Annotated in this window: 23 protein-coding genes; 13 read left to right on the top strand and 10 right to left on the bottom strand. The window is 74.1% G+C overall.

Translation table 11 applies throughout. The features are described 5' to 3' along the window. Positions 1-23 precede the first annotated feature (23 nt). Complete coding sequence (locus ACQP2P_RS10945) at positions 24-1,910, top strand: diguanylate cyclase domain-containing protein (protein WP_433615227.1); 1,887 nt, start codon at positions 24-26, stop codon at positions 1,908-1,910. 30 nt (positions 1,911-1,940) lie between these two features. Here ACQP2P_RS10945 and ACQP2P_RS10940 read toward each other — a convergent pair whose 3' ends face one another. Further along, the gene (locus tag ACQP2P_RS10940) at positions 1,941-2,693 is read right to left on the bottom strand and encodes an N-acetyltransferase (protein WP_433615225.1); all 753 of its coding nucleotides are present in this window, start codon (positions 2,691-2,693) and stop codon (positions 1,941-1,943) included. 181 nt (positions 2,694-2,874) lie between these two features. Between ACQP2P_RS10940 and ACQP2P_RS10935 the strand changes: the two genes are divergently transcribed. Continuing rightward, the gene (locus ACQP2P_RS10935; RefSeq protein WP_433615224.1) at positions 2,875-5,778 is read left to right on the top strand and encodes a putative bifunctional diguanylate cyclase/phosphodiesterase; all 2,904 of its coding nucleotides are present in this window, start codon (positions 2,875-2,877) and stop codon (positions 5,776-5,778) included. A 12-nt stretch (positions 5,779-5,790) separates the two neighbouring features. On the opposite strand, the gene ACQP2P_RS10930 is transcribed toward ACQP2P_RS10935, so the two are convergent. From ACQP2P_RS10930 to ACQP2P_RS10915, 4 genes are all read right to left on the bottom strand, one after another. Next, positions 5,791-6,276 (bottom strand): GNAT family N-acetyltransferase, encoded by a 486-nt coding sequence (locus ACQP2P_RS10930; RefSeq protein ID WP_433615222.1) that lies wholly within the window; start codon positions 6,274-6,276, stop codon positions 5,791-5,793. Positions 6,277-6,288: 12 nt separating this feature from the next. Continuing rightward, positions 6,289-6,534: a hypothetical protein gene (locus ACQP2P_RS10925; protein ID WP_433615220.1), complete on the bottom strand. Its 246-nt coding sequence runs from the start codon at positions 6,532-6,534 to the stop codon at positions 6,289-6,291. 92 nt (positions 6,535-6,626) lie between these two features. Next, the gene (locus ACQP2P_RS10920; protein WP_433615219.1) at positions 6,627-6,848 is read right to left on the bottom strand and encodes a hypothetical protein; all 222 of its coding nucleotides are present in this window, start codon (positions 6,846-6,848) and stop codon (positions 6,627-6,629) included. Then, complete coding sequence (locus ACQP2P_RS10915) at positions 6,845-7,327, bottom strand: hypothetical protein (RefSeq protein WP_433615217.1); 483 nt, start codon at positions 7,325-7,327, stop codon at positions 6,845-6,847. Before ACQP2P_RS10915 ends, ACQP2P_RS10920 begins: the two co-directional genes overlap by 4 nt. A gap of 107 nt (positions 7,328-7,434) precedes the next feature. Between ACQP2P_RS10915 and ACQP2P_RS10910 the strand changes: the two genes are divergently transcribed. After that, entirely contained in the window at positions 7,435-7,890 is a 456-nt protein-coding gene (locus ACQP2P_RS10910; protein WP_433615215.1) for a DUF1203 domain-containing protein, read from the top strand. 166 nt (positions 7,891-8,056) lie between these two features. Here ACQP2P_RS10910 and ACQP2P_RS10905 read toward each other — a convergent pair whose 3' ends face one another. From ACQP2P_RS10905 to ACQP2P_RS10895, 3 genes are all read right to left on the bottom strand, one after another. After that, positions 8,057-9,586 carry a cellulose binding domain-containing protein gene (locus ACQP2P_RS10905; protein WP_433615213.1) on the bottom strand — a complete coding sequence of 510 codons (1,530 nt, stop codon included), beginning with the start codon at positions 9,584-9,586 and terminating at the stop codon, positions 8,057-8,059. A gap of 247 nt (positions 9,587-9,833) precedes the next feature. Beyond that, positions 9,834-10,664, bottom strand: a complete 831-nt coding sequence (locus ACQP2P_RS10900; protein ID WP_433615212.1) for a helix-turn-helix domain-containing protein — start codon at positions 10,662-10,664, stop codon at positions 9,834-9,836. A 214-nt stretch (positions 10,665-10,878) separates the two neighbouring features. Beyond that, positions 10,879-11,124, bottom strand: a complete 246-nt coding sequence (locus ACQP2P_RS10895) for a DUF397 domain-containing protein (RefSeq protein WP_350618298.1) — start codon at positions 11,122-11,124, stop codon at positions 10,879-10,881. Positions 11,125-11,329: 205 nt separating this feature from the next. Between ACQP2P_RS10895 and ACQP2P_RS10890 the strand changes: the two genes are divergently transcribed. From ACQP2P_RS10890 to ACQP2P_RS10880, 3 genes are read left to right on the top strand one after another with little or no spacing between them, the layout of a single operon-like run. Then, positions 11,330-12,058: a GGDEF domain-containing protein gene (locus ACQP2P_RS10890; RefSeq protein ID WP_433615209.1), complete on the top strand. Its 729-nt coding sequence runs from the start codon at positions 11,330-11,332 to the stop codon at positions 12,056-12,058. Between the two features lie 10 nt (positions 12,059-12,068). Further along, positions 12,069-12,272, top strand: coding sequence for a hypothetical protein (locus ACQP2P_RS10885; RefSeq protein ID WP_350618294.1), 204 nt, complete (start codon positions 12,069-12,071; stop codon positions 12,270-12,272). Next, the gene (locus tag ACQP2P_RS10880) at positions 12,269-12,706 is read left to right on the top strand and encodes a hypothetical protein (RefSeq protein WP_433615207.1); all 438 of its coding nucleotides are present in this window, start codon (positions 12,269-12,271) and stop codon (positions 12,704-12,706) included. The genes ACQP2P_RS10885 and ACQP2P_RS10880 overlap by 4 nt, the downstream gene beginning before the upstream one ends. Here ACQP2P_RS10880 and ACQP2P_RS10875 read toward each other — a convergent pair. Further along, a complete protein-coding gene (locus ACQP2P_RS10875; RefSeq protein WP_433615205.1) occupies positions 12,627-13,373 on the bottom strand; it encodes an endonuclease/exonuclease/phosphatase family protein in 747 nt (248 codons plus the stop codon). The genes ACQP2P_RS10880 and ACQP2P_RS10875 overlap by 80 nt on opposite strands. Before the next feature lie 11 nt (positions 13,374-13,384). On the opposite strand from ACQP2P_RS10875, the gene ACQP2P_RS10870 reads away from it, so the two are divergent. Together ACQP2P_RS10870 and ACQP2P_RS10865 are read left to right on the top strand one after the other, a co-directional pair. After that, positions 13,385-14,662 (top strand): ArgE/DapE family deacylase, encoded by a 1,278-nt coding sequence (locus tag ACQP2P_RS10870; protein WP_433615202.1) that lies wholly within the window; start codon positions 13,385-13,387, stop codon positions 14,660-14,662. A 132-nt stretch (positions 14,663-14,794) separates the two neighbouring features. After that, entirely contained in the window at positions 14,795-15,133 is a 339-nt protein-coding gene (locus tag ACQP2P_RS10865; RefSeq protein ID WP_433615200.1) for a PadR family transcriptional regulator, read from the top strand. Between the two features lie 47 nt (positions 15,134-15,180). Here ACQP2P_RS10865 and ACQP2P_RS10860 read toward each other — a convergent pair whose 3' ends face one another. Next, a complete protein-coding gene (locus ACQP2P_RS10860) occupies positions 15,181-15,969 on the bottom strand; it encodes an AraC family transcriptional regulator (protein ID WP_433615198.1) in 789 nt (262 codons plus the stop codon). Between the two features lie 48 nt (positions 15,970-16,017). Between ACQP2P_RS10860 and ACQP2P_RS10855 the strand changes: the two genes are divergently transcribed. From ACQP2P_RS10855 to ACQP2P_RS10835, 5 genes are all read left to right on the top strand, one after another. Then, positions 16,018-16,428 (top strand): DUF2000 family protein, encoded by a 411-nt coding sequence (locus ACQP2P_RS10855; RefSeq protein ID WP_433615196.1) that lies wholly within the window; start codon positions 16,018-16,020, stop codon positions 16,426-16,428. Positions 16,429-16,692: 264 nt separating this feature from the next. Continuing rightward, positions 16,693-17,460: an alpha/beta fold hydrolase gene (locus ACQP2P_RS10850; RefSeq protein ID WP_433615194.1), complete on the top strand. Its 768-nt coding sequence runs from the start codon at positions 16,693-16,695 to the stop codon at positions 17,458-17,460. A 976-nt stretch (positions 17,461-18,436) separates the two neighbouring features. Beyond that, a complete protein-coding gene (locus ACQP2P_RS10845; protein WP_433615192.1) occupies positions 18,437-19,900 on the top strand; it encodes an MFS transporter in 1,464 nt (487 codons plus the stop codon). A 295-nt stretch (positions 19,901-20,195) separates the two neighbouring features. Then, complete coding sequence (locus ACQP2P_RS10840) at positions 20,196-23,201, top strand: ATP-binding protein (RefSeq protein ID WP_433615191.1); 3,006 nt, start codon at positions 20,196-20,198, stop codon at positions 23,199-23,201. Positions 23,202-23,296: 95 nt separating this feature from the next. Continuing rightward, positions 23,297-24,694, top strand: a complete 1,398-nt coding sequence (locus ACQP2P_RS10835) for an FAD-dependent oxidoreductase (protein ID WP_433615190.1) — start codon at positions 23,297-23,299, stop codon at positions 24,692-24,694. The last annotated feature ends 14 nt before the right edge of the window (positions 24,695-24,708 follow it).

The following is a 24,708-nucleotide window of genomic DNA, read 5'->3' as shown; positions in this document are numbered from 1 at the left end:
GTCCGGCGCAATGAAGGAGTGCCGTGAGCACATCCCATGAGCAGCGGCCTCGCCCGGCGGCGAGGGCAGCGCTGCTGCGCGATCCGGTCCTGCGTGCCCTGCTGCTGGTCACCGCGGCCTTCACGGTCTGGTATGCCCTGCCCGGGACCGGGGCTTCCGGTGATGCGAGACTCGCCCTGTTCTGGCCGATTCAGGTGCTGCTCGACATCGTCTTCGCGGTCTTCGCGGCGCGGATGAGCGTGCTGCCGGGCGTGTCCGCGGCGCACCGGCGGTTCTGGCGGCTCATCGCGGCCGGGGCCGTGTTCCTCACCGCCGGCGACGCGGCCCAGGGCGTGCAGACCTTCGCCGCCCCCGTCGACGGCATGGTGCAGGGCGGCGCGCTGCAGGCCGGGCTCGTCACGTGCGGGTCGCTGGTCTGCCTGCTCGCCATGGTGCTGCACCCGACCAACACGGCCGGCCGGGAGCGGCTGCGGTTCATGCTCGACGCGGCCACCGTCGTCGCCGCCACCGCGATCTTCGTCTGGTACCTCTCCCCCAGCGTCAACCTGCGCGAGGGCGGCGGAGCGCTGCTGCTCGCCCTGGCCTCGGCCGGGGTCAGCCTCGCGGGCTCGTTCGGGCTCGTGAAGCTCATGCTCGGCCGCAACATGCCGTTCACCCCGATCGCCGGCTGGTGCGCCGGCCTGGCCAGCGTGCTCATCGGCCTGTCCACCGGCCTGACCGCGCCCCTGGTGGAGGTGGCCCGGCCCGAGGTCGCGATGCTGGCCCGGCTGCTGCCGTGCGCGCTGCTGGCCGCCGTGCCCCGCATCAACGAGGTGAACCTGCGCGCCGACCCCGACATCCTCGCGCGCCGCCCGGTGCGGCCCTTCAGCCTGCTGCCCTACATCGGCGTCGCCGCCGCCTACGTGCTGCTCATCGTCTCGCTCACCCGCGGCTCGCTGGACGCCCGCGTCTGGGGCGTGGTCATCGGCGTGCTGCTGGTGACCGGCATCGTGGTGACCCGGCAGCTGATCGCCTTCACCGACAACGCGCGGCTGCTCGGCGAGCTCGACCGCAGCATGCGGGCCCTCGCCGCGCAGGAGGAGCGGTTCCGGGCCCTGGTCCAGCACTCCTCCGACATCACCGTCATCGCCGGGGCCGACCATGTGGTGTCCTACGCGAGCCCGGCCGTCGAGCGCACCTTCGGCGTGCCGCCCGAGTCGGTGATCGGCCGGCGCATGGACGAGCTCACCGTGGCCGAGGGGCGCGACGAGTGGCGGGCCCGCCTCGACGACCTGCTGACCCGCCCGGGCGCCAGCATCACCGTGCGCCTGCGGGTCCCGCACCTCGACGGCCGCGACCGCTGGCTCACGGCCGTGGCCACGAACCTCACGCACGTGCCGAGCATCGGCGGCGTGGTCTACAACGCGCACGACATCACCGACGTCGTGGCGTTCCAGGACCGGCTGCGCCACGAGGCGACCCACGACGCGCTGACCGGCCTGGCCAACCGGGCCCTGTTCGCCGAGCGCATCGCGGCCGCCGGCGGCCGGGCGTCCGTGCTCATCATCGACCTGGACGGCTTCAAGGCGGTCAACGACACCTACGGCCACCACGCCGGCGACGCGCTGCTGCGTGCGGTGGCGGACCGGCTGCGGCAGTGCGTGCGCCCCGCCGACACCGTGGCCCGCCTCGGCGGCGACGAGTTCGCGGTGCTGCTGCCCGACACCGCGCTCGCCTACGCCGATGACCTGACCCGCCGGCTGCACCAGCGCTTCGCCGAGCCGGTCGAGATCGACCAGGCGCTGATCCCGATCCGGGCCAGCATCGGCGCGGCGTGCGGCGCCCTGGCCGACGCCGACCGGCTCCTGCGCGACGCGGACGCCGCGATGTACTCGGTGAAGCACGGCCTGCGGGACCGCGCCGCCCTCTGATCGCCGCGGCCGCGTCGCAGCGGTCGCGTCTCAGAGGTCGTGGCGGTACCAGGCGTTGGCCTCCACGTAGGTGGCGAGATCCCGCTCGGGGTCGCACACGACCGGCCCGAGCCCGCCGGCGACGACGACCGGCCCGGGCGCGTCGAACGGCAGCCCGGTCCACGCCCGCCACCGCTCCAGCGGCGCCGTGATGGTCATCGAGTGCGGCGCGACCGCCACGAACCGCCCACCGGCTCGCTCGTGCACGCGCAGCCACGGGTCCTCGGCGGTGCCGTCGGCGCGGCGGCGGGCCACGTACTGCCCCAGGGGCACCAGCGGCTGGAGGTGCTTGTGGGTCGGGCGCACCGGGGCGAACAGCGCCGCATGCCCGAGCGCGGCGGCGTTGCGCCGGGTCAGCGCCAGCAGATGGCCGGAGACGCCGCGGCCGCGCAGCTGCGGCCGGACCGTCGCGAACAGCGCCGACACCTGCGGCCCGGTGGTCCCGGCGAGGGCGTCGGCGGCCGCGGACAGCAGCACCGCGTCGTAGCCGCCGCCGGGCAGCTGTCCGTCCTCGCCCGCGGTGAAGGGCAGCGTGCACAGCATCCCCGCGGGGGCGCCGGTGTCGCGCTCGACGGCCAGCAGCGTGTACTGCGGATGCCGCTGCACCAGGGCCGGGAAGAGCGCCGCGGAGACCGGGTCCTGATACAGGAACGGGGCCACGGTGGGGTCGTCGAACGTCGTGATGAGCGGCATGCGGTCGGGCCGCTCGGCCAGCGTCGTCACCTCGAGCCAGGCGAAGTCCATGGAGATCAACCTATCGGTCCGCGCCACCGGGTCCGCGGAACGCATGTCCTGGCCGGCAAACGCATGCGGCGCGGGCCTTCAGCCGCCATTCGACCGGCCGATGGGTATACCGGTGGATCAGACCTTGCCCCGCCCGGGATCGGCGGGACAAAGTAGCTTGCAGCGCTCGGGAAGGAGCGGCGTGACAAGGCGGGTGACCTGGGCATATGCGCTCTGTGCGCTCGTGCTTGCCGTCTGTTACCGGCTGTTCCCGGCCGTGGGCCTGCTCTGCTACGTCGGGCTCGTCGCGGCCACCATCGCCGCGATCGTCTACGGCGTGCGCGTCCACCGGCCCCGGCGGAAGCTGCCGTGGCTGCTGTGGGGCGGCGGCTCCCTCGGCCTCGCCGCCGGCACCGCGGCCGCGCTGGTGCAGACCGAGGTGCTGCACTCGGACCGGTTCCCGTCGGTCGCCGACGCGATCTCGCTCGGCGCGACGTTCCCGCTGCTGCTGCTCGGCCTGCTGATGCTGAGCCGCTCCGGGGCGGCGAACCGGGACTGGGCGACCGTCATCGACTCGCTCATCTTCACCGCCGGGGCGGGGCTGCTCGCCTGGGTGATCCTCATCGACCCGTACCTCAGCGACCCCGGCCTCAACGCCGCGCAGAAGGCCGTCGCGAGCGCCTACCCGCTCGCCGACGTGATGCTGCTGGCCATCATGGTGCGGATGGTGCTGGAGGCCCGCCGCAGCTGGAGCGTGGCGCTGCTGCTCACCTCCGGGGCCGTGCTGCTCGTCTCCGACGTCGCGTTCAGCCTGCGCCGGCTCGACGGGGAGTGGGGCCTGGGCAGCGTCGTCGACGTCGGCTGGATCGTGTTCTTCGCCGCGGGCGGGCTCGCCGCGCTGCACCCGTCGATGGCGCAGCTGTCCGAGCCGCGGGTGATCGGCTCCACGCAGGTCAAGCCGCGCCGGGCCGTGCTCGGCGTCGCCTCGCTCGTCGCGCCCGGGATCCTCTTCGCCGAGGCGCAGTCCGGGCCGGTGCACAACGGGACCGTCATCGCGGTCGGCTCGGCCGCGCTCGTGGCGCTGTCGCTCGGCCGGGGCGCGCTCGCCGCCCGCAGCGTCGGGCACACGCTGTCCCGCGAGCGCGCGCTGCGCAAGGCCTGCGAGGCGCTGCTGTCGGCGACCGAGGTGGCCGCGGTCGAGGCCGTCGTGCGCCGGGCGGTCGGCTCGCTGCTGCGCCCCGGCACCGCCCACCGCACCGTGCTGCGCGTCGGCCCGGCGCACCGCGAGGCCGTCATGAGCATGCAGTACGTCGCGAAGCTCCCCGAGGAGTTCGCGCGCGAGCTGGACGGGTTCGAGCTGGCGCTGTACTGCCCCCTGAGCATCGGCGGCGCCCGCCTGGGCGAGCTGTGGGTCGCCGCCGACGAGCGGGCCCTCGTCACGCTGCAGGAGTCGGCGCGCGTGCTGGCCGGCCAGGCCGCGAGCATGCTCGACCACATCGCGCTGAACCGGGAGATCGTCCGCCGCGACAGCGACGCCTACTTCCGCACCCTGGTGCTCAACGCCGCCGACGTCATCCTCATCGTCGGCGACGACGACCGGGTCGGCTACGCCAGCCCCTCGGCCCAGCCGCTGTTCGGTCTGGACCCGGTCGGCGCGCACGTGTCGGACCTGCTGGTGTCGCACGAGCGGATCCGGCGCGCCGACGGGTCCACCGCCGACGTGGAGGTGACCGTCCGCGACCTGACCGACGAGCCGACCGTCGCCGGGCGGGTGCTCACCATCCACGACGTGACCGAGCGCCGCCGCCTCGAGCGCGAGCTCATCGACCGCGCGTACCTCGACCCGCTCACCGGCCTCGGCAACCGCCTGCGCTTCCAGGACTGCGTGCAGAGCGCGACCGCCGCCGCCGTGCTCATCCTCGACATCGACGGCTTCCGCATGGTCAACGACGCCATGGGCCAGGACGTCGGCGACGAGCTGCTCAAGGCGTTCGGCGAACGGCTCGTGGAGGTGTGCCCGCACGCCGCCGTCGTGGCCCGCCTCGGCGCCGACGAGTTCGGCGTGCTGCTCGAGCGCGCGGACGTCGCCGAGGTCGAGGCGCTCGCCGCGCGGATCGTCGAGGACTTCCGCCCGCCGTTCCTGGTCCGCGGCAGCGTGGTGACGGCCCTGCCGAGCGTCGGGGTGGCCATGACCGCCGACGCCGCCGACGCCGCGCAGGTGCTCAGCGAGGCCGACGTCGCCCTGGACAGCGCGAAGCGGACGCCGGAGCGCTGGCGGCGGTACGAGTCCGCGATGCACGCCGACACCCTGCGCCGGATGCGGCTGCGCACCGACCTGGACCAGGCCCTCGCCACGGACGCGTTCGTGCTGCACTACCAGCCGATCGTCGAGCTGGCGACGGGCGTGCCGCACGGCTTCGAGGCGCTGGTGCGCTGGCAGCACCCGACCTTCGGGCTGGTGCCGCCGCTGGAGTTCATCGAGATCGCCGAGGAGTGCGGGCTCATCGTCCCGCTCGGGGACTGGGTGATGCGCAACGCCATCGCCACCGCGGTGGAGTTCCGCACGTTGTACCGCTCCGACGCCGCCCCCACGATGAGCGTCAACGTGTCCGTGCGCCAGTTCCGCTCCCCCGGCTTCGTCCAGCGGGTGCTGACCGAGCTGGCCCAGGCCGACCTGCCGGCCGGCGCGCTCACGGTGGAGATCACCGAGAGCCTGCTGCTCGGCGACGACGAGCACATCCACGCCGACCTGGCCACCCTGCGCGCCGCCGGCGTGCGGGTCTCGATCGACGACTTCGGCACCGGGTACTCGTCGCTGTCCTACCTGCACCGCGTGGCCGTCGACGCGCTCAAGCTCGACAAGTCCTTCGTGGACACGATCGGGACCTCGCGGCGGCAGTACGACCTGGTCCGCGGCATCGTCCAGCTCGCCCGCACCCTGGACCTGGAGGTGGTGGCCGAGGGCATCGAGACCGAGGCGAACCGCCAGCGTCTCGTGGACCTGCGCTGCGGGTTCGGCCAGGGCTACCTGTTCACCAAGCCGCTGCCCCGCGCCGAGGCGCTGGCCTGGCTGCAGTCCCCGGGCCTGGTCGAGCCCGCCGCCTAGCTCCAGGTTGCGCTAGAGCTCCAGGATCCAGTGCTCGCACCGGATCGGCACGCCCTCGTAGTCCACGTCGCACGGCCCGTGGTTGACGAACCCGGTCCGCCGGGCCACCACGCCCGCGGCCCGGTTCTCGGCCCCGATGAACGCGTGCACCTCGCGCACCAGCCCCGACGCCCGCACCTCCTCGACGGCGAGGCGCACCGCCCCCGCCGCGAGCCCGTGGCGCCGCGCCCGCCCGGGCAGCAGCATGATGCCGAGCTCGTGGATCTCGCGCCCCTCCCAGACGCTGCGGAACACGGCCACGACGCCGGCGGGCTCGTCATCGGGGTCGGCGAGGATCGTGCGGTACCACTCCCCGTCGCGCCCCGCGACCCGCCGCTCGTGGACGGACTCGGCCCGCCCGCCCGGCGCCGGCCCGCCGAGGTGCGCCATGACCTCGGCGTCGCCCTCCAGCTCGGCCGTGAGCGGGCGGTCCTGTTCGGCGTACGGCCGAAGCCTCATCCATTGATCATCTCAGACCTCGGCCGGAATGATCGCCAGGAGCTGCGTCGGCGGTTCGAGCGCGTCCACGATCGTGTCCCCCTCGAGCCACAGCCCCCCGGCCCGGCACACCAGCGCGGCGGCCGCCTCGACGGGGCAGGGCAGCAGCGCCCCGCAGGCCCCGCACCGCGAGGGGTCGTCGGGATCCCGCTCCAGGTGCCGGGTCTGCAGCTCGGCGGCGGTGGTGACGAGAACGCTGTCAGGATCGAGACGCAACATGCGCCGATCGTGCCGACGGGCGGCGTGACCGGTCCGCACAGAAACGGGTGATCCGCCCTTTCACCCTCCTCCGGAGGCCGCCCGGCGCGACGTCACCGGCCGCCGGGCAGGAAGAAGGACGCGCCGAAGGACACCAGCACCGCGGCCGCGGCCACCACGCCGATCAGCACCAGCTTCCCGGCCGGGCCGAGGCCCCGGCGGCGGGGCGGGCGCAGGCCGCGCCGCACGCGTCGCACACGGGCCGCGCGCACGGCACGACGCTCGACGTCCCGCGCCCACCCGGGGTCCAGGCTCTCGAAGGGATCACCGCTCACGGCGTCCGAGTATGCGGCACCACGGGCGCCGCGGCTGTCCCCTGACCGGCCGCCTCGATGCGGTCCAGCGCGGCGTTGCGCGGCACATGCCGGTGCAGCAGGTTCGCCTGGCCCGCGGCCAGGATCCCGGCCACCACCGGGGTCTCGGCCTTGCGGATCTCCAGGTCCGCCTCCTCGGCGGCGGCGAGCGCCAGCTGCGCCGCGACCGGGCCGGGCAGCGCCTGCCAGGCCGGCAGCAGGGTGTCGTTGATGGCGTCGTCGTACCACTGCGGCACGGTCGGCGGCGGCAGGTGCCCGGAGCGCCAGCGGCGCACGAGCGTCAGCGCCCAGCGATCCCAGAACGCGAGCTGCGCCAGCACGGTCGCGGCGCTCCAGCCGGGCGCCACCGGTTTGCCGAGACCCTCGTCGCCGAGGGATTCGATGAGTGCAGTAAGCCGTTGCCGCGCCGCGGCGTTCTCGTCCAGGGGTACCCGCTCCACCCACACAACGGTACGGACCACGGCGCCGTCCCGCATGATCAACTAGGCGCCGATGCGAAGACCGATTCCCGCCGGCACGAAGCGTTTCGCGGGGGCACGCTGAGGGCATGTTCACTGTTCACGCGATCGACGCCGGGACGCTGGAATCCGTTCGCCGCACCGGCCGGGACGCCTCCGGCAACCCGCCCCGGCCGTGGACGGCCGAGGGCGGCGAGCCCGTGCGGTGCTGCCTGCGCGACGCCGAGCCGGGCGAGCGCCTGCTGCTGTTCGGGTTCGACCCGAAGCTGCCGCCGGACAGCCCTTACCGCGAGCTCGGCGCCGTCTTCGCCCACGCCGAGCCGTGCGCGGGTCCGGCGGGCACCGGCTACCCGGCGGGCTGGCGCGGCCGCCCGCAGGTCCTGCGCGCCTACGACGCCCGCGGCTGGATCCATCCGTCGACCCGCACCCACGACGGCACGGACCCCGAGGCGGAGCTGGCCGACATCCTGGCGCATCCGGAGGTCGTGCGGGTCGACAGCCGCAACATCGCCTACGGCTGCTACATGTTCACGGTCACCCGCTGATCCGTTGGCCCCGGTCGCCGCCGACCGGGGCCAACGAGCACGCGCGCACGTTACGAGCAGGTCACCGCCGGCACCGCGTTGGTGCCGTTCCACGACGCGAGGAAGCCGAACGTGGCGGGCGGGGTGGCGTTCCACGGCGCGGGGGTGACGGCGATCAGGGCGCGTCTCACGACGAAACGCCCGCGAGGTGATCCTTGATGCCCTGGCCGAACGCGGTCGCAGTGCCGTTGTAGTTGCTGATCAGCGACGGGCCGCTCGAGCAGTCCCAGGTGTTCCAGGTCCAGCCGAGGTAGCCGATCCCCTTGCCGTCGGCCCAGTTCATGAGCGTGTCGACGAAGCCGTGCGAGCAGTCGTTCTCGCCGATCTCGGTCAGCGACAGCGGCACCTGGGCCGCCACCGGGGCGAGCTGGCTGTCGTAGCAGGAGGTGTTGGAGCAGGTGTTGAAGTTGTAGATGTGCGCGAACGCCGCGAGGTTGTTCTGCGGGTCGGCCGGCTTGTACTGCAGCCACTGCGTGAGGTCGTTGGAGTACGCCAGGCCGCCGATCATGATGACGTTCGTCGCGCCCGTCGCGCGCACGGCGTTGACCAGCGACTGGAAGCCGGCCACCGGGTAGCCGATGCCGTTGCAGGTGCCCCCGTCGCGCCAGCAGGCCCAGCCGGTGCTCGCGCTGCCGGTGGCCCGCTCCGGGTACGGCTCGTTGAACAGGTCGAAGATGACCGCGTCGTTGCCCTTGAAGGCGTTGGCGACGCCGGTCCAGAAGCTCGGGGCGTACTGCGCGTCCGGCATCGGCTTCTGGCAGGTCGCCTTGACGTCGGAGCAGCCGGCCGACGGGCCCGTGTACTGCCCGTAGTTCCAGTGCATCTCCACGATCGGCGTGATGCCGTTGCTGACGAGCAGGCTGACGTACGCCTTCACCGCGTTCTGGTAGTTGGCCCCGCCGTAGGCCGCCTGCACGTCGCTCGTGCCGAGCCAGCACTCCTCGTTCAGCGGCACCCGCACGGTGCGGATCTTCCAGGTGCGCATCGCGGTGACGGAGGCCTGGTCCATCGGCCCGTCCCAGATGCCGTTGCCCTGGATGCAGGCGAACTCGCCGCCGGAGCGGTTGACGCCCAGCAGCCGGTACGTGGATCCGGTGCTCGTGACCAGCTTGTTGCCGCTCACCTTGAGCTTCGGGGCGGCCCCGGCCGGCGGCGGCGACACCGACACGGACGGCGACACCGACGGCGACACCGACGGCGACACCGACGGGCCGGGCGAGGCGCTCCTCGACGGGCTCGGGGAGTTCGTCGTGGTGCCGTTGCAGGCGACCCCGTTGAGCGTGAACGCGACCGGCTTCGGGTTGGAGCCGCTCCACGACCCGTTGAAGCCGATGCTGGTGCTCGCGCCGGTGGCGAGGGCGCCGTTGTACGACATGCTGGCGGCCGTCACGTTCGCGCCGGACTGGGTGTAGGTCGCCGACCAGCCCTGGTCGACGTGCTGCCCGGCGGCGAAGGTCCAGCCGAGGGTCCACGACGACACGGCGTCGCCGAGGTTCTTGATCGTGATGGCGGCCGTGAAGCCGCCGGGCCAGTCGTTGGTGGTGTACGTGACCTGACAGCCCGCGGCGGCCTGTGCCGAGGCCGGCAGCAGGACCGCCCCGGCCGACGCGAGCAACAGGCCGCCGGCCACCGCCAGGGTGGTTGTGCGGTACCGCATGGGGGCTCCTTGGGAAGCTTCTCGGATGGCGGTTGGAAGCGCTCCCATCCTTCGCCGCACCCCCGGACAGTCAAGCGCTTCGACACGTTTGCCCCCGTTGTCCGAGACAAGGGCTGAAATTTCCACCGGGCGCTGTTCGCAGCGCGCCGTGCCGGGCTCATGCCGGCGCGGCTGGAGACGACACGGGAGGAGCTGCGGGCCCGCCTCCGCGGCCGCAGCTCGCCGCCGCCCTCCCGGGCCGAGAGACCTAGGCGAAATCCTTGCGGATGTCCTCGAGGATCTTCGAGGTGTCCATGGGCGGGCGGGCCTCGACGCACAGCCGCTCCATCGCCTCCGCGTAGAGGTCGACGTCGTCGCGCTTGTCGAGGTAGAGCGCCGACGTCAGCTGCTCGATGTAGACCACGTCGGGCAGGTCGTCGTCGGGGAAGCGCAGCAGCGTGAACGCGCCGCCGGCCGCCGCGTGGCCGCCCGCGTTGAACGGGATGACCTGCAGGCGCACGTTGGGCAGCGTGTTGTTGATCTCCAGCAGCGCCTCGATCTGCCCGCGCATGACCTCGTTGCCGCCGATCGGGCGGCGCAGCGCGGCCTCGTCGACGACCATCCACAGCTTCGGCGGGTCCGGCCGGTGCAGGATCTGCTGGCGCTGCATGCGCAGCTCGACCCGCCGCTCGATCTCGTCCTCCTTGGCCCGGCCGTGGCCGAGCAGGACGACCGCGCGGGCGTACTGCTGCGTCTGCAGCAGCCCGGGCACGAACTGGACCTCGTAGGTGCGGATGAGCGCCGCGGCCGCCTCGAGCCCGAGGTAGGAGTGGAACCAGCTGGGCAGCACGTCGCCGAAGCGGTGCCACCAGCCCGGGTTGTTGGCGTCACGGGCCAGCGCCAGAAGGCGCGAGCGCTCCTCGGGGTCGTCGACCCCGTAGAGGGAGAGCAGGTCGGCGACGTCGCGCTCCTTGAAGCCGACGCGGCCGAGCTCCATCCGGCTGATCTTCGACTCCGACGAGCGGATCTCCCAGCCGGCGTCCTCCCGGGTCACCCCCTGAGCCTCGCGAAGGCGCCGCAAATGGGCGCCCAGCAGCATCCGGAGGACCGTTGGGCCTCCGGATGCTCCTCCTTCAGTTAGACCGGTCGTCACCGTGCTGCCTCCGGGACCGTCATGGTCGAACAGTCGCGAGCCGCGAGCCTCCCCCGCGACCGGAGTAAGCATGCCATGACCCGACAGTAAGCGGGAGTGGGCTCGCGCGGGACGGCGGCGGCGAGCCTGCTCGATCTTCGGACGTGGATTACTCAGCCGCTTACTCGGCTGCCAGGAGATTGTCGAAGTCACCGTCGCCGGCGCCGCCGAGGAACGCGGCGATCTCCTCGTAGGTGTAGATGAGCGCCGGCCCCTCGGGGTCGCGCGAGTTCCGCATGGCGAACCCGGCCCCGCCGGGCAGGCGGGCCAGCTCGACACAGTTGCCGCTGGGGTTGCTGCGGCGGCTCTTCTGCCAGGTCACACCGGGGAGGTGGCCGGCCGGCATCCCGTTGTACGTCTGCTCCATCGACATCTCTCTGACGACCTTGGTTGAAAGTTCACCAAGCACCCGGCATCTGCACGTGCATCGGCTCTTGCTTCTGCAGCCGATAAAGCGCATGCTAGCGCATGTGCGGATGTCAGGGGTCGCTCACAGCAGGTGATCAAAACCAGACATTCGGACCCAAATGATCGGGTGACTTCCCCAGCTGCGATCTGAAGGGACGACGCGCATGGATCCCCTCGCCTTCATGGCCGGCGCGGCCGCGGCGGCTGGGGCGTGCGCGGCTCTTCCTCTTTACGTGCGCGCGCGACGCGCGGAGCGGCTCGCGGCCCGGCTCGGCGCCGAGCTCGAGATCGAGCGCCACGCGGCCAGCCACGACCCGCTCACCGGCCTGCCCAACCGCCGCGCCTTCTACCTGCGCGGGACCGAGCTGGTCGCCGACCGCGCGCGGCACCCCCTGGTCGCCGTCGTGCTCGACGTCGACGGGTTCAAGCAGATCAACGACGTGTTCGGGCACTCCGCCGGCGACGAGGTGCTCGTGACGACCGCCCGCCGCCTGCACGCGTACGCCGACGGCGGGCTGGTGGCCCGGCTCGGCGGCGACGAGTTCGCGGGCCTGCTCCCCGGCCGCGCCGCCGGCGTGCAGGAGCAGGCCGACCGGCTCGCCGAGGCCCTCGCGGCCCCGATGCGGCTGGCCGGGCAGATCGTCACCGTGAGCGTGTCCGTCGGGCTCGTCCCCGTCGAGCCCGACGCGCACCTCGCCGACGCCGTGCACCGTGCCGACGCGGCCATGTACCGCTCCAAGGGCACCCGCCGCCGCCCCCACGCGGCCGCGCCGCCCCCGCTGACCGTGCACGCGGCCGCCCGCCTCGGCGACCACCAGCACCTGGTGCACACCACGCTTCGCCTCGGCAAGCCCCGCGACACCACCTCCCCCCGTCCGTCCACGGCGCCTTAGAGGATTCGCAATGGAGCTCCCAGACCTCGTCCGCCAGCGCCGCCGCCACCAGCCGCGCCCGCGCGGGTGGCTGGCCGCCAAGCTCAAGCGCGGCGAGCTGTGCCGCGACTGCGGCCGCCCGTGGCCGTGCGACGAGTACGTGACGGCCCGCAACTCGGTGCTCGTCTACGCCCTGCGCCGCCTCGAGGTCGTCCGGCCCGGGAGCCTTGGGTGACGTCCGCGGCCCACATGCCGGCCCGCCCCGAGTGGCGATGCACGGGATGTGCCGATCCGTGGCCGTGCGCGGCCAAGCGGGCCCAGCTCGTCGCCGAGTATGCGGACAACCCGGCCGAGCTGCGCACCCTCATGGCCCTGCGGGTCGCCGACGCGGCCGAGGACCTGCGCCAGTTCGGGGCCGAGCAGCTCTGGCAGCGCTTCCTCGGCTGGACCCCGGCGCCCGGCCAGGGCCCGGTCATCCGCTGGGTGGCGAACCCCCCGCTGGGCGGCGACCGGCGCCGCCCGCCGATCCGCCAGCAGATCGACCCCCGCACCTGCGGCACCGCCGCCCAGGCCGCCGCCGCCCAGGTCTCTACGCTGCCCGGGCCACTACCGGGTAGTGGTCAGAACCGGATTCCGCCGCAGCGCCGGTCACGACGCGGCACTCGGTGAACCGGGCGGCGCTGCCCGGCGTCGCCCACAGGTAGTCCAGCCGCATCCGCGTGAACTCGGCGCCCCCGCCCCCGCGGGTCGGCACCGTCCAGCCCTCCCCCGAGCCGCACCGGCGGAAGAGGTCCACGAGCCCCCGCCGGGCCAGCAGCGCCGTCGCGCGCACGTCGGGCCTTCCGCGATCGAGATGGCGGCGGCGGTACTGCGGTGCCAGCGCCGCCAGCCGCTCCTCGTGCGAGTCCCAGGGGTCGAGCGTGTTGAGGTCGCCCAGCAGCACGCCCTCGCCCCGCCGCCGCAGGAACGCGGCCAGCCATCCCGCCTCGGCGGCGCGCACCGCGCCCCAGTAGGGGCACAGGTGCGCGGACACGAGCGTCAGGGCCCCGAGCGGCGTGGCCACCCGCACCCAGGCCGCCGCGTGGAAGAACGGCCGGGCGACGCGCCCCGCGCCGAGCACCCGCAGATGCCGCGCCACCAGCAGCCCGACCGGCTGCCCGCGCCACGAGCGCGCCACGACCGGCCGCATGCCGGTCAACGCGCCCAGATCCGGCTCCCCGCGAAGCTCCTGCACCGCGACGACATCCGGTGACTGCTCCGCGATCACGCGCCCGATCTGCTCGAGGCGACCGGCGCCGCCGAGTTTGATGTTGTACGTCATGAGCGTCAGCGACATATCGTGCCCTCGTGAATCATGCAGCTCAGCCGGCCGTGCAAGCGGCCACGGACGCCCTGCGCGACGCTCGCGCCGAGGCCACCCGCACCCTGACCGACCTGATCCGGATCCCCAGTGTGGGCGGCACGCCCGAGGAAAGCGAGATCGTCCACCACGTGGCGGATCTGCTGCGGGCCGAGGGCGTCGAGCTGGACCTGTGGCCGATCCCGGTGGCGCAGCTGGAGTCCCGCGAGGACTTCCCGGGCATGGAGGTGGCGCGGGCCGAGGCCTGGGGCCTGGTCGCGCGGATCGGCGGAACGGACCCGGACGCCGGGTCGCTGATGCTCAACGGCCACCTGGACGTGGTACCCCCGGGAGATCCCGGCACCTGGTCCACCTCGCCGTGGTCGGGCGACATCCGCGACGGCCACGCCTACGGCCGCGGCGCCTGCGACATGAAGGGCGGATTCGTCGCGGCGCTGCAGGCGTTCCTGGCCATCCACCGCACCGGCACCCGCCCCCGCGGCGACCTGCTGCTGGCCGCCGTGATCGGCGAGGAGGACGGCGGCCTGGGCACCTACGCGACCCTCGATCGCGGCTGGCGCGCCGACGCCTGCGTGATCACCGAGCCCACGGCCCTGGACGTGCTGGCCGCGAACGGCGGCGCTCTGACCTTCCGCCTGCGGGTCCCGGGCCTGGCCGCCCACGCCTGCGCCCGGACGTCCGGCGTCAGCGCGGTGGAGAAGTTCCAGCTGATCTTCCCCGTGCTGCGGGCGCTGGAGGCCACCCGGAACCGCCGCGTCGACCCGATGATGCGCCGGTGGGACATCGCCTACCCGCTGGAGGTCGGCACGGTGCGCTCCGGCGACTGGGCCTCGACGGTGCCGGACCTCCTGGTGGCGGAGGGCCGGTTCGGCGTCGCGCTGGACGAGCCGGTGGACAGCGCCCGGGCCGAGTTCGAGTCCACGGTGGCCGAGGCGTGCGCGCAGGACCCTTGGCTGCGGGAGCACCCCGTGACCGTCGAGTGGTGGGGCGGGCAGTTCGCCAGCGGCCGCTGCCCCGACGGCACCGGCCTGGTGCAGCGGGTCGTGCGGACGCATCGGGCGCTGACGGGCGCCGAGCCGGCCGTGGTGGGCGCCCCCTACGGCTCCGACCTGCGCCTGCTCACCGCCGCCGGCGTCCCGTCCGTCCAGTTCGGCCCGGGCGTCGGCTACGGCCACTGCCCGGACGAGCGGGTCTGCCTGGACCAGGTCCACGCCTGCGCCGAGACGCTCGTGCACCTAGCGCTGAAGGATGGTCACGAAGGGTAGTTCTTGCGAAAGTTCCGCATTCGAGGGTGCGGAGCCATTGACCCGTTGCTGTTAAGACAGTTAACTAAAAATCCGGGTCGGCCATCCGATCGGTCGATTGCATATATCGATGGTCTTCATATAGTGATGGGTATGACTGGCTTACCGTTACGCGAACCGACGTTCCTGGTCCTCACCGCCTTGGCAGCCGAGTCACAGCACGGCTACAGCATCCTCGACGATGTCCGGCGCATCTCGGAGGGCCGGGTGCGCCTGCAGGCCGGCACCCTCTACGGCATCCTGGACCGCCTCCGGGCCGACGGCCTGATCGAGGTGGACCGCGAGGAGGTGGTGGCGTCGCGACTACGCCGCTACTACCGGCTCAGCGGCATCGGCCGGGACCTGCTCAGCGCCGAGACCCTGCGCCTGCACCGGAACGCGGCCGCGGCCGACCGAAGACTGCACCTGGCCGCTGGCGAGGCCGCGGCCTAGCACCGCCGGCCCCACCGTGCGCACGGTGGGGCAACACCCTCGCGCCGCTAACGCCCGGCGGCGAAGACGCCGGGGGTCACCCCGACGTGGCGCCTGAAGTGCCGGTGCAGATGCGCCTGGTCATGAAACCCGGCCTCGGCCGCGACCTCGGCCGGCTTCCGCCCGGCCAGCAGCAACCGGCGGGCCAGCTCGATGCGCCGGCTCACGAGATACCGGTGCGGCGCCAGCCCGAACGTGGCCGTGAAGGTCCGGACCAGGTGCCCCGGATGGCTCCCGAGCAGCAGCCCGGCCTCCCGCAGCGAGATCCCCTCGGCGAGCCGGTCCTCCAGCAGCTCCCGCAGCCCCTCGGCCAGCCGCCGGGGCCGAGCCGGGTCCTCCCGGTGCCCCCGGTCGAGGTGCGTCAGCAGCCGCGACCGGATCAGCGCCAGCCGGCTCTCCGCCTCCAGCTCCTCGCCGGGCCGGCCGAGCGCCTCGTGCAGCTGGTGGATCCGCAGCCGCAGCGCCGCGTCACGCAGCCCGGACGCGTCGACGGCCGCGCCGGCCAGGCCGGGCGGCAGCACCGACGCGTCCAGGTAGACGACCCGCTTGCGGAACCCGTCGTGGGTCGCCGCGCGCCCGTCGTGCGCCACCAGCGGCGGCAGCAGGGTCACCGAGGACCCGGCCGCCCCGCGCCGGTGCCGGTCGAGATCGAACCGGATGGCCCCGGCGTCCACGATCAGCAGCGTCCAGACGTCGTGGACGTGCGGCGGGTACGCGTGATCGACGAAGTGCGCGTGGAAGACCTCGGCCACCCCGGGCACCCGGGGCCGCCACGCGGCCACAACCTCGTCGCCCACGTGCACAACGTACAAGCCACGGACCGCCGCGGCGGCAAGGCTCGACCCATGACCTTCACCACCAAGATCGCCGTCCTGCTGCGCGACGACCTGCCGACCTGGCAGCGCCTGAACGTGACCGCCTTCGTGATCTCCGGGATCGCCGGCACCGAGCCCGGCCTGCTCGGCGCGGCCTACGAGGACGCGGACGGCACGCGCTACCTGCCGATGCTCGGCCAGCCCGTCATGATCTTCGAGGGCGACGCGGCGCTGCTGCGGCAGGCCCACGCGCGCGCCGTGGACCGGGCTTCAGCCTGCGCGATCTTCACCGACGAGCTGTTCAGGACCGGCAACGACGAGGACAACCGGGCCGCGGTGCGAGCCGTGCCGAAGGACGCCCTGTCCCTGGCCGGCCTGGCCGTCCACGGCCCGAGAAACGCGGTCGACAAGATCCTCAAGGGCGCGCGGCTGCACGGCTGAGCCGCGATCTCAGCGGTACGCCAGCGGCCACCCCGACCCCGGCGCCCATGGTCACGACTCCCCAGGCACCCCCAGCTCCCGCCGGGCGCCGCCCCCGACGCGATCATCGAGCGGCTGCCGGTACGCGACCTGCTCCACCGCCTCCCCCCGGGCCGCCGGGCCGTGCGGACGCCCGGTGCGCGCGTTGGCCACGCTGCGTACCCAGGCGGCCCGGGCCGGCCTCCGACGCGGGTTTTTGTCGTACCCGGATGCCAGGATGCGGTCATGTATTTCGTGGAGCGCGGTGGCGGAGTCCCGGTCCTGGCGGTGCACGGCTTCACGCCCGACCACCGCCTGATGCTCGGCTGCCTGGAGCCGCTGTTCGACCGGGTACCGGGCTACCGCCGCCTGTATCCGGACCTCCCCGGCATGGGCCGCACCCCCGGCGCCGGCATCGACTCGTCGGACGACGTGCTGGCCGCCCTGGACGCCTTCGTCACCGAACACATCGGCACCGAGCCGTTCCTGCTCATCGGCGAGTCCTACGGCGGCTACCTCGGCCGCGCCCTGGCCAACCGCCGCCCGGACCAGGTGCGGGGCCTGGCCCTGATCTGCTCGATCGGCACCGCGGTCGAGCACGCCACCCGCACCGTGCCCGAGCACGTGACCCTGCGCGACGACCCGGACCTGGACGCCGACCCGGGCTTCACCGAGATGGCCGTCGTGCGAACCGCCGCGGCCTACGAGCGCTTCAAGGCCGAGGTCCAGCCCGGCCTGGACGCGGCCGACGAGCCCACGGTGACCCGAATCCTGCGGCGCTACGCCCTGTCGACGACCCCGGAGTCCGGCAAGGCGTTCACGAGACCCACCCTGATCCTGTGCGGCCGCCAGGACAGCATCACGGGCTACGAGGACCAGTGGGCACTGCTCCCCCACTATCCACGGGCAACGTACGCAGTCCTGGACGTGGCCGGCCACAACCTGCAGTTCGAACAGCCGGAGCTCTTCGAGGCCCTGCTGACGGAGTGGCTGTCACGCACAACGACCGGCTGAACACGCAGATCCTTCGCTCGCGCGGATCTCTCTCTCGCCACCCGATCCGTCGCGACGTGCCGGGCGGCACGCTGTCCGTCGCGGCGGCCTGAGCCGAGCCTTCGGCCCCAGCCCCCGGCCCCGCCCCGGCCCCGGCCCTGGCCGAGCCTTCGCCCCCAGCCCCAGCCCCCGGCCGAGTGCCCCTGCCCCGGCCGAGCCTTCGCCCCCAGCCCCAGCCCTCAGCCCCGGCCCCGGCCCTGGCCCGGGCCGAGCCTTCGGCCCCAGCCCCCAGCCCCGGCCCTGGCCGAGCCTTCGCCCCCAGCCCCCCGGCCCTGCCCCGGCCGAGCCTTCGGCCCCAGCCCCACCGTGTACCCGTCGCCCACAGCGCCCGCAACATGCCGAAGCCGGGGCCGCCCCGGTGAGTACGGCCCCGCAGCCAAACCACAAACGCTAGGCGGCCCCGGCTTCGGCATGTTCCCCTAGGTGTGGGCGACGGGTACACGGTGGGGCACCCCCCATCGGCACCCAAAGCCCCCGCCGGAGGCGCCCTTTGCCCCTCAACGAGTCGCCACAAGTGTCGCCCGCGGTGTCGACAACTCCAGCGGGGCCCCATCGCCGTCTCCGTTGCCGCTGTCCTCTGTCAGCTTCGGCTCCGGTGCCGACTCCGGCGGGCGCCGCAGCCAACCCAGGAGAATCTCGCAGCCGACCCCGGCGGGCGCCGCAGCCAACCCCGGCGGATGTCGTAGCCGACCCCCGGCGGGCGCCGCAGCCAACCCAGGAGGATCTCGCAGCCGACCCCCGGAGGGTGCCGTTTGCTGGAGAGCCGAGACGACCGGAGAGCCGAGACGACCGGAGAGCCGAGACCACATGCGTGGCGAGCAAAGCCCCCACACGTCCCGGCCGGGCCGATCGCTCAACCACGCAGGCGAAACCGACATCACACCCACCCGCCGCAGGTGAAGGGTTTGCACCGAACCCGCTCGGGAACGGGCAAGCGATGAGCGGCGAATCCTCACCCGGTCGATGGCGGGCCATCAGCGTAGTGCTGGTGGCCGGATTCATGACGCTGCTCGACGTCAGCATCGTCAACGTCGCGCTGCCCTCGATCAAGTCCAACCTGGGGCTCAGCTCCGGCGCCCTGCAGTGGGTGCTGTCCGGGTACGCGCTCACGTTCGGCCTGCTGCTCGTGCCCGCCGGCCGCTTCGGCGACGCGCGCGGCCGGCGCAACGTGTTCATCGCCGGGCTCGCCGCCTTCACGCTCGCCAGCGCCGCCGCCGGGCTCGCCACCACGGCGCTCTGGCTGGTCGTGGCGCGGCTGGTGCAGGGGGCCGCGGCCGGCGTGGTGAATCCCCAGGTATCGGGGCTGATCCAGCAGCTCTTCGCGCCGGCCGAACGCGGCCGGCCGTTCGGGCTGCTGGGAGCCACCATCGGCGTATCCACCGCCGTGGGTCCGCTGCTGGGCGGCCTGCTGATCCAGCTCTTCGGGGCGTCCGACGGCTGGCGCTGGATCTTCTACATCAACCTGCCGATCGGCATTGTCGCGATCGTGCTCGCCGCGAAGTGGATTCCCGCGCGGGACGAGCCCGGGCAGCGCGAGACACTCGACCCGGTCGGCGTCGTGCTGCTGGGTCTCGGCGTCGTGCTGTTGCTGCTGCCGCTCGTGCAGGAACGCGAATGGCACGGCCCGGTGAAGTGGCTGCTGGCGGTGGCCGCCGTCGCGGTGCTGGCCGGGTTCGTGGCGTGGGAAAGGCATTTTGCCCGCCACGGTACGTCGGTGATCGACCTGGACCTGTTCCGTGTCCGCTCCTACGCCCTGGGCACACTGCTGGGCCTGTGCTACTTCGGCGGCTTCACCTCGATCTTCTTCACGTACACGTTGCTGCTCCAGAGCGGCCTGCACTACACGGCGCTGGAGGCCGGCCTGGCCATCACCCCGTTCGCGCTGGGCTCCGCGGTCGCCTCGGCCGTCGGCGGCCGCACCGTGAACCGCTTCGGCCGCCCGCTGGTCGTCGCGGGCCTGGTCCTGGTGGTCGCCGGCCTCGTCGGCACGGTGTACGCGCTGCACCTGGTGCCCGGGCACGGCGCCGGGTTCGCCACCGCGATGCCGCTGCTCGTCGCCGGAGTCGGCAGCGGCCTGGTGATCAGCCCCAACCAGACGCTGACGCTGGCCGAGGTTCCGGTCCGCCGGGCCGGGAGCGCGGGCGCGGTGCTCCAGACCGGCCAGCGCATCGGCACCGCGGTCGGCATCGCCGCCGTCGGCGCCATGTTCTTCAACCAGCTGGCCAGCCACGACAACAACTGGGCGCGGGCGTTCCAGGCCTCGCTGCTCGTGACGATCGCCTTGGTCGTGGCCGCCCTGATCGCCGCGACGATCGACGTGGTCGCGGCCCACCGGCAGCGCCCAGCCCCGGCCGAGGACCGGGGCGCACACGCCGACATGCCCGGCGAGCAGGGACGCTGACCGCGACTCGGCCGCGGCACCCGGCACCCGGCGCCCGGCCCAGGAGAACCAGCGGCGACACCCGCAGCAGCAGCCCCGGCACCGCGGCGACCGACGGCACCACGGCGACCGACACGGCACCGCGGCAACCGCGCCGGCGGTGCCGAGCGGAGCGAGGCGAAACGAGGCAGAACGAGGCGGACACCGGCGGGCGGGCCGCGCCCAGCGAGTCGCGGACGTGGGGCGGGCCGGGCGCTCAGCGGAGGGCCGATCGGGCGGGTGGCGGGGCCGCGGTGGGGCTGTCCGAGAATGTGGCATGCGTTTTGGCATTCTGGGGCCGCTCGAAGTCCTCGATGACGACGGCAGCGTCGTCTCGGTCGGCGGTCCCAAGCCCCGGGCGCTGCTCACCCTGCTGCTGCTCGAACCCGGCCACGTCGTCCCCGTGGAGCGGCTCGGGGGCGAGAGCCCCAATGCGCTGCAGGCCCAGGTCTCCCGCCTGCGCAAGGCGTTGCCCGGCGGTCTCGTCGAGTTCGTCGCCGGTGGCTACCGTATCGACGTCGACCCCGAGGACGTCGACGCCCACCGGTTCGGTGCCCTGGCGCGCGAAGGCCGGCAGCGGCTCACCGCCGGCGACGGGCGCGGCGCCGCGGTCGTCCTGCGCTGCGCGCTGGCGCTGTGGCGCGGCCCGGCCCTGGCCGACCTGGCCGGAGCCGCGCAGGCGGTGCCGCTGGAGGAGGCCCGGCTCGCCGCCGTCGAGGACCTTGTCGAGGCCGAGCTCGGGCTGGCCGAGGGCACCCCGGTCGGGCCCCTGCGCCGGCTCGTCGCCGAGCACCCGTTCCGGGAGCGGCTGCGGGCGCAGCTGATGCGGGCCCTGCACGCCGGTGGGCGCACCGCGGAGGCGCTCGCGGTCTTCGAGGAGGGGCGGCGGCTGCTCGCCGAGGAGCTGGGGACCGATCCGTCGGCCGAGCTCAGCGCCGTACACCTGCGGCTGTTGCGACCCGAACCGACGGCCCCGGCGCGGCGCAGGGCGCCGGCGCCGCTCACCCGCCTCATCGGGCGCGGGGCCGAGCTGGAGCGGATCGCCGCGCTGCGGGGCGCCCGGCTCGTCACGCTCGTCGGGCCGGGCGGGGCCGGGAAGACGCGCCTCGCCGTCGAGGTCGCGGGGGCGGACGCCTGCTTCGCCGACTTGTCCGCCGTGCCCGACCGGAAAACCGTGCCCGACAGGAAAACCGTGCCCGACCGGGAAGCCGTGCCCGGCGGGGAAGCCCTGTCCGACGGGGAAGGGGTGCCCGACGGGGAGGCCGTTCCGCACGCGGTGGCGGCCGCGCTCGGGCTGCGCGACGGCGGGCTCGCGCCGGCGGCCGCGAGCGATCCGGTGCGGTTCATCGTCAACGCGGTGGGCGAGCAGGAGCTGCTGCTCGTGCTCGACAACTGCGAGCAGGCGCTCGCGGCCTGCGCCGCGCTCGCCCGGGCGCTGCTCGCCGGGTGCCCGCGGCTGACCATCCTGGCCACCAGCCGGGAGCCGCTCGGGCTCACCGGGGAGGCGCTGGTGCCGGTCGGGCCGCTGCCCGCCGACCCGGCCGTCGCGCTCTTCGCCGAGCGGGCCGCCGCCGTGCGCCCGGGCTTCACGGTCGGGCCCGGCAACGCGGCCGCCGTCGCCGGGATCTGCGCGCTCGTCGACGGGTTGCCGCTGGCCATCGAGCTCGCCGCGGCCCGGCTCCGCCAGCTCGACCTCGACGAGCTGGCGGCGCGCCTCGCGCAGCACGAGCACTTCGCGCTGCTCTCCCGGGGGGACCGCACCGCGGCGGACCGGCACCGCACACTGCACGCCGTCGTCGACTGGAGCTGGCGGCTGCTCGGCGCCGGGGAGCGCTCGGCCGCGGCGCGGTTCTCCGTGTTCGCCGGCGGCGCGAGCCGGGCCGCCGCGCTCGCCGTGTGCGGGATCGACGAGGACACCCTCGCCGATCTGGTCGATCGCTCGCTGCTGGTCGCGCGCGACGGGCGGTACCGCATGCTCGAAACGATCCTGCTGTTCTGCCGCGAACGGCTCCCGGCCGGGGAGCGCGACCGGCTCCAGCGCGCCCACGCCGAGCACTTCCTCGCGCTCGCCCGGGAGGCCGACCCGCATCTGCGCCGCGCCGAGCAGCTCACGTGGCTCGCCGCCCTCGCCGCCGACCACGAGAACCTCATGGCCGCGCTGCGCTGGTCCGCGGCCGCCGACCGGCCGGTCGCGATGCGCCTGACCGCCGCCCTGGCCGCGTACTGGTGGCTGGCCGGCCGCCGCCACGAGGTCGCCCCGATCGCCGCCGCGCTGCTGGACGGCCCGATCGAGGGCCTGGAGGAGGAGTACGTCAGCTGCGTGGTCCACGCCGAGTCGCGCGCCTGCGCCGGGCACCGCCGCCGCGCGGACGAGGTGATGACCGCCCTCGACCGCCCGCTGCGCCACCCGTTCGGCGCCGCGGTCTGGGGCATGGCGCGCGTGCCCGGCGCCGGCCCCGACCCGAACCCGGTCATCCTCGCCGGCGATCCTTGGCATCAGGCGCTGCACGACCTGGGGCTGGCCCTGCTGGCGGTCCTCGGCGGCCACCCCGGCGAGGCGGAGCTGCTGGACGTGCTGGCCCGGTTCCGCTCCCTGGGCGAGCGCTGGGGCATCGCCCAGGCCCTGGACTGGCTGGCCCAGCTCGCCTCCTGGCGCGGCGACCACGCCCTCGCGCACGAGCGGTGGGCCGCCGCCCTGACCGCGCTGGAGGCGCTGGGCGCGGTGCGGGAGGCCGCCGACGTCCTGTGCCGCCGCGCCTTCGACCACCTCCGCCAGGGCGATGCGGCCGCGGCCGAGTCGGACTTCCGCCGCGCGACCGGCTCGCCGGCCGCGGAGCTGGGCCTGGCCGAGGTCGCCCGCCACCGCGGCGACCTGCCGGCGGCCGCCGCGCACCTGGCCCGCGCCGGGCACGGGACCCGCGCGGGCGACCCCGGCACCGTCTACGTCCGCGCGAGCGTCCTGACCGCCGAGGCCCGCCTGGCCGAGGCGGAGCACCGTCTCGCCGACGCCGCCCGGCGGCACGACGAGGCGTGGGCGGCGGCGCAGCTGGCCCCGCTCGCGTCGAGCCTCGCCGACGTGCTGGAGGGCCGCGCGGGCCACGCCGTGCTGACCGGCGACGCGCGGGAGGCCGCCCGCCTCCTGGGCCGCGCCACGGCCCTGCGCGGCACCGCGGTGGCCGGCGACCCGGACGTGAGCCGCACCGCCGCGGCCGCGACGGAGCACCTCGGCGCGGACGGGTTCGCCGCGGCCTATGCCGAGGGTCTGCGCGGCGACGCCCGGTGACGGTGCGCAGCCGGGCGGCCACGCAGCAGCGATGCGGCCGGGGCAGGCCCCATCGCATCGATCGTTCTCGCAGCGAAGCATTTAACATCAACTTCATGGCACCCTCAGCAGCGCAGCAATTCGCCGAGATCAGCACGCCCGAACCCCCCGGGCCGCCCCGCATCCTCATGCGGCAGGCGGTCGTGCTCGGTGGCAGCATGGCCGGGCTCATGGCCGCGCGGGTCCTGTCCGACCACGCCGAGCAGGTGCTCATCATCGAGCGCGACCCGACCGAGGGCACCGGGCCCCGCCCGGGCGTGCCGCAGGGCACCCAGGTGCACGCCCTGCTGCCGGCCGGGCAGACGCAGCTGGACCGCTGGTTCCCCGGCTTCAGCGAGGGTGCGGTCGAGGCCGGGGCGCCGGACTACGGGCGCACCGACGGCCGGGTGTACATCAACAACAGGCTCCGCGAGGTGCCCGACCCACCCCCGCAGCGCCCGATCCTCATCACCACGCGGCCGTTCCTGGAGTCGCAGGTGCGCCGGCGGGTGCTCGACCTGCCGAACGTGACGATGGTCTTCGGGCGGGCCGAGAACCTCGTGTTCACCGAGTCGGCGGTGCGCGGGGTGCGGTACGTGCCCGAGGGCGCCGAAGAGGTCACCGAGATCGCGGCCGACCTCGTCGTCGACGCGATGGGGCGCTCGAGCCGGCTCAACGACTGGCTGGAGGAGCACGGCTGGCCACGGGCGCCGATGCAGCGGATGCCGATCAAGCTCAACTACGCCTCGGCGCTGTTCGAGCGCGACGAGTCGGTCAGCGACGCGTGGGTCGTCATCACCCAGGAGACGCCCGGCGAGGGGCGGATCCCGCGCATCGGCGGGGTGCTCTCGGTGGAGGACAACCGCTGGCTGATGCTGGTCGCCGGGTACGACGAGGATCGCCCGTCGCGCGACGCCGCCGAGTACGCGCAGCGCTGCCGGGCCTACTTCCCGTCGATGTTCGGCGACATCGCCGAGCGCGGGCGGATGATCGGCGGGGTCATCACGTACCACCAGGCCGACAGCCGGCGCCGGGACTTCCACACGCTGGAGCGCCTGCCCGCCGGGCTGGTCGCGGCCGGGGACGCGGTGGCGTCGTTCAACCCGGTGTACGGGCAGGGGATGACCTCGGCCACGCTGCACGCGTCGTGCCTGTCGGCGTGGCTGCAGACCGGGCCCGACGTCACCACGACGCCCGCGAAGCCGTACTTCGACAAGGTCCGCGTCATCGTGGACGCCGCGTGGCAGGTGTCGACCTTCGCCGACCTGGGCCTGCCGCACATCACGTCGGGGCAGCCGCGGGGCTACCGCGTGATCCGCTGGGCCGGCGACCTGCTGCTGCGCGCGTCCATGAAGGACGAGCCCACCTGCCGGCGCCTCAACAGCGTGACGGCGATGGAGCAGCACCCGGCGGCGCTGGCCAAGCCGGGCGTGGTCCTGCGGGCGCTGCGGCTGCGGCTGCTCGGCCGGGTCTAGCCGCACCCGGGACG

Origin of the sequence: Dactylosporangium sp. CA-139114 (assembly GCF_050955725.1) — a bacterium.
Classification (GTDB): domain Bacteria; phylum Actinomycetota; class Actinomycetes; order Mycobacteriales; family Micromonosporaceae; genus Dactylosporangium.
The sequence above is the reverse complement of the archived record's forward strand: the minus strand, read 5'-3'. Positions and strand labels throughout refer to the sequence as shown.

Coding starts and splice junctions, on each gene's coding strand:
- ACQP2P_RS10940 (WP_433615225.1), bottom strand. CDS start 2,693: ATGGACTTCGCCTGGCTCGAGGTGACGACGCTGGCCGAGCGGCCCGAC.
- ACQP2P_RS10930 (WP_433615222.1), bottom strand. CDS start 6,276: ATGAGGCTTCGGCCGTACGCCGAACAGGACCGCCCGCTCACGGCCGAG.
- ACQP2P_RS10925 (WP_433615220.1), bottom strand. CDS start 6,534: ATGTTGCGTCTCGATCCTGACAGCGTTCTCGTCACCACCGCCGCCGAG.
- ACQP2P_RS10910 (WP_433615215.1), top strand. CDS start 7,435: ATGTTCACTGTTCACGCGATCGACGCCGGGACGCTGGAATCCGTTCGC.
- ACQP2P_RS10905 (WP_433615213.1), bottom strand. CDS start 9,586: ATGCGGTACCGCACAACCACCCTGGCGGTGGCCGGCGGCCTGTTGCTC.
- ACQP2P_RS10900 (WP_433615212.1), bottom strand. CDS start 10,664: ATGCTGCTGGGCGCCCATTTGCGGCGCCTTCGCGAGGCTCAGGGGGTG.
- ACQP2P_RS10895 (WP_350618298.1), bottom strand. CDS start 11,124: ATGGAGCAGACGTACAACGGGATGCCGGCCGGCCACCTCCCCGGTGTG.
- ACQP2P_RS10890 (WP_433615209.1), top strand. CDS start 11,330: ATGGATCCCCTCGCCTTCATGGCCGGCGCGGCCGCGGCGGCTGGGGCG.
- ACQP2P_RS10885 (WP_350618294.1), top strand. CDS start 12,069: ATGGAGCTCCCAGACCTCGTCCGCCAGCGCCGCCGCCACCAGCCGCGC.
- ACQP2P_RS10875 (WP_433615205.1), bottom strand. CDS start 13,373: ATGTCGCTGACGCTCATGACGTACAACATCAAACTCGGCGGCGCCGGT.
- ACQP2P_RS10865 (WP_433615200.1), top strand. CDS start 14,795: ATGACTGGCTTACCGTTACGCGAACCGACGTTCCTGGTCCTCACCGCC.
- ACQP2P_RS10855 (WP_433615196.1), top strand. CDS start 16,018: ATGACCTTCACCACCAAGATCGCCGTCCTGCTGCGCGACGACCTGCCG.
- ACQP2P_RS10850 (WP_433615194.1), top strand. CDS start 16,693: ATGTATTTCGTGGAGCGCGGTGGCGGAGTCCCGGTCCTGGCGGTGCAC.
- ACQP2P_RS10845 (WP_433615192.1), top strand. CDS start 18,437: ATGAGCGGCGAATCCTCACCCGGTCGATGGCGGGCCATCAGCGTAGTG.
- ACQP2P_RS10840 (WP_433615191.1), top strand. CDS start 20,196: ATGCGTTTTGGCATTCTGGGGCCGCTCGAAGTCCTCGATGACGACGGC.
- ACQP2P_RS10835 (WP_433615190.1), top strand. CDS start 23,297: ATGGCACCCTCAGCAGCGCAGCAATTCGCCGAGATCAGCACGCCCGAA.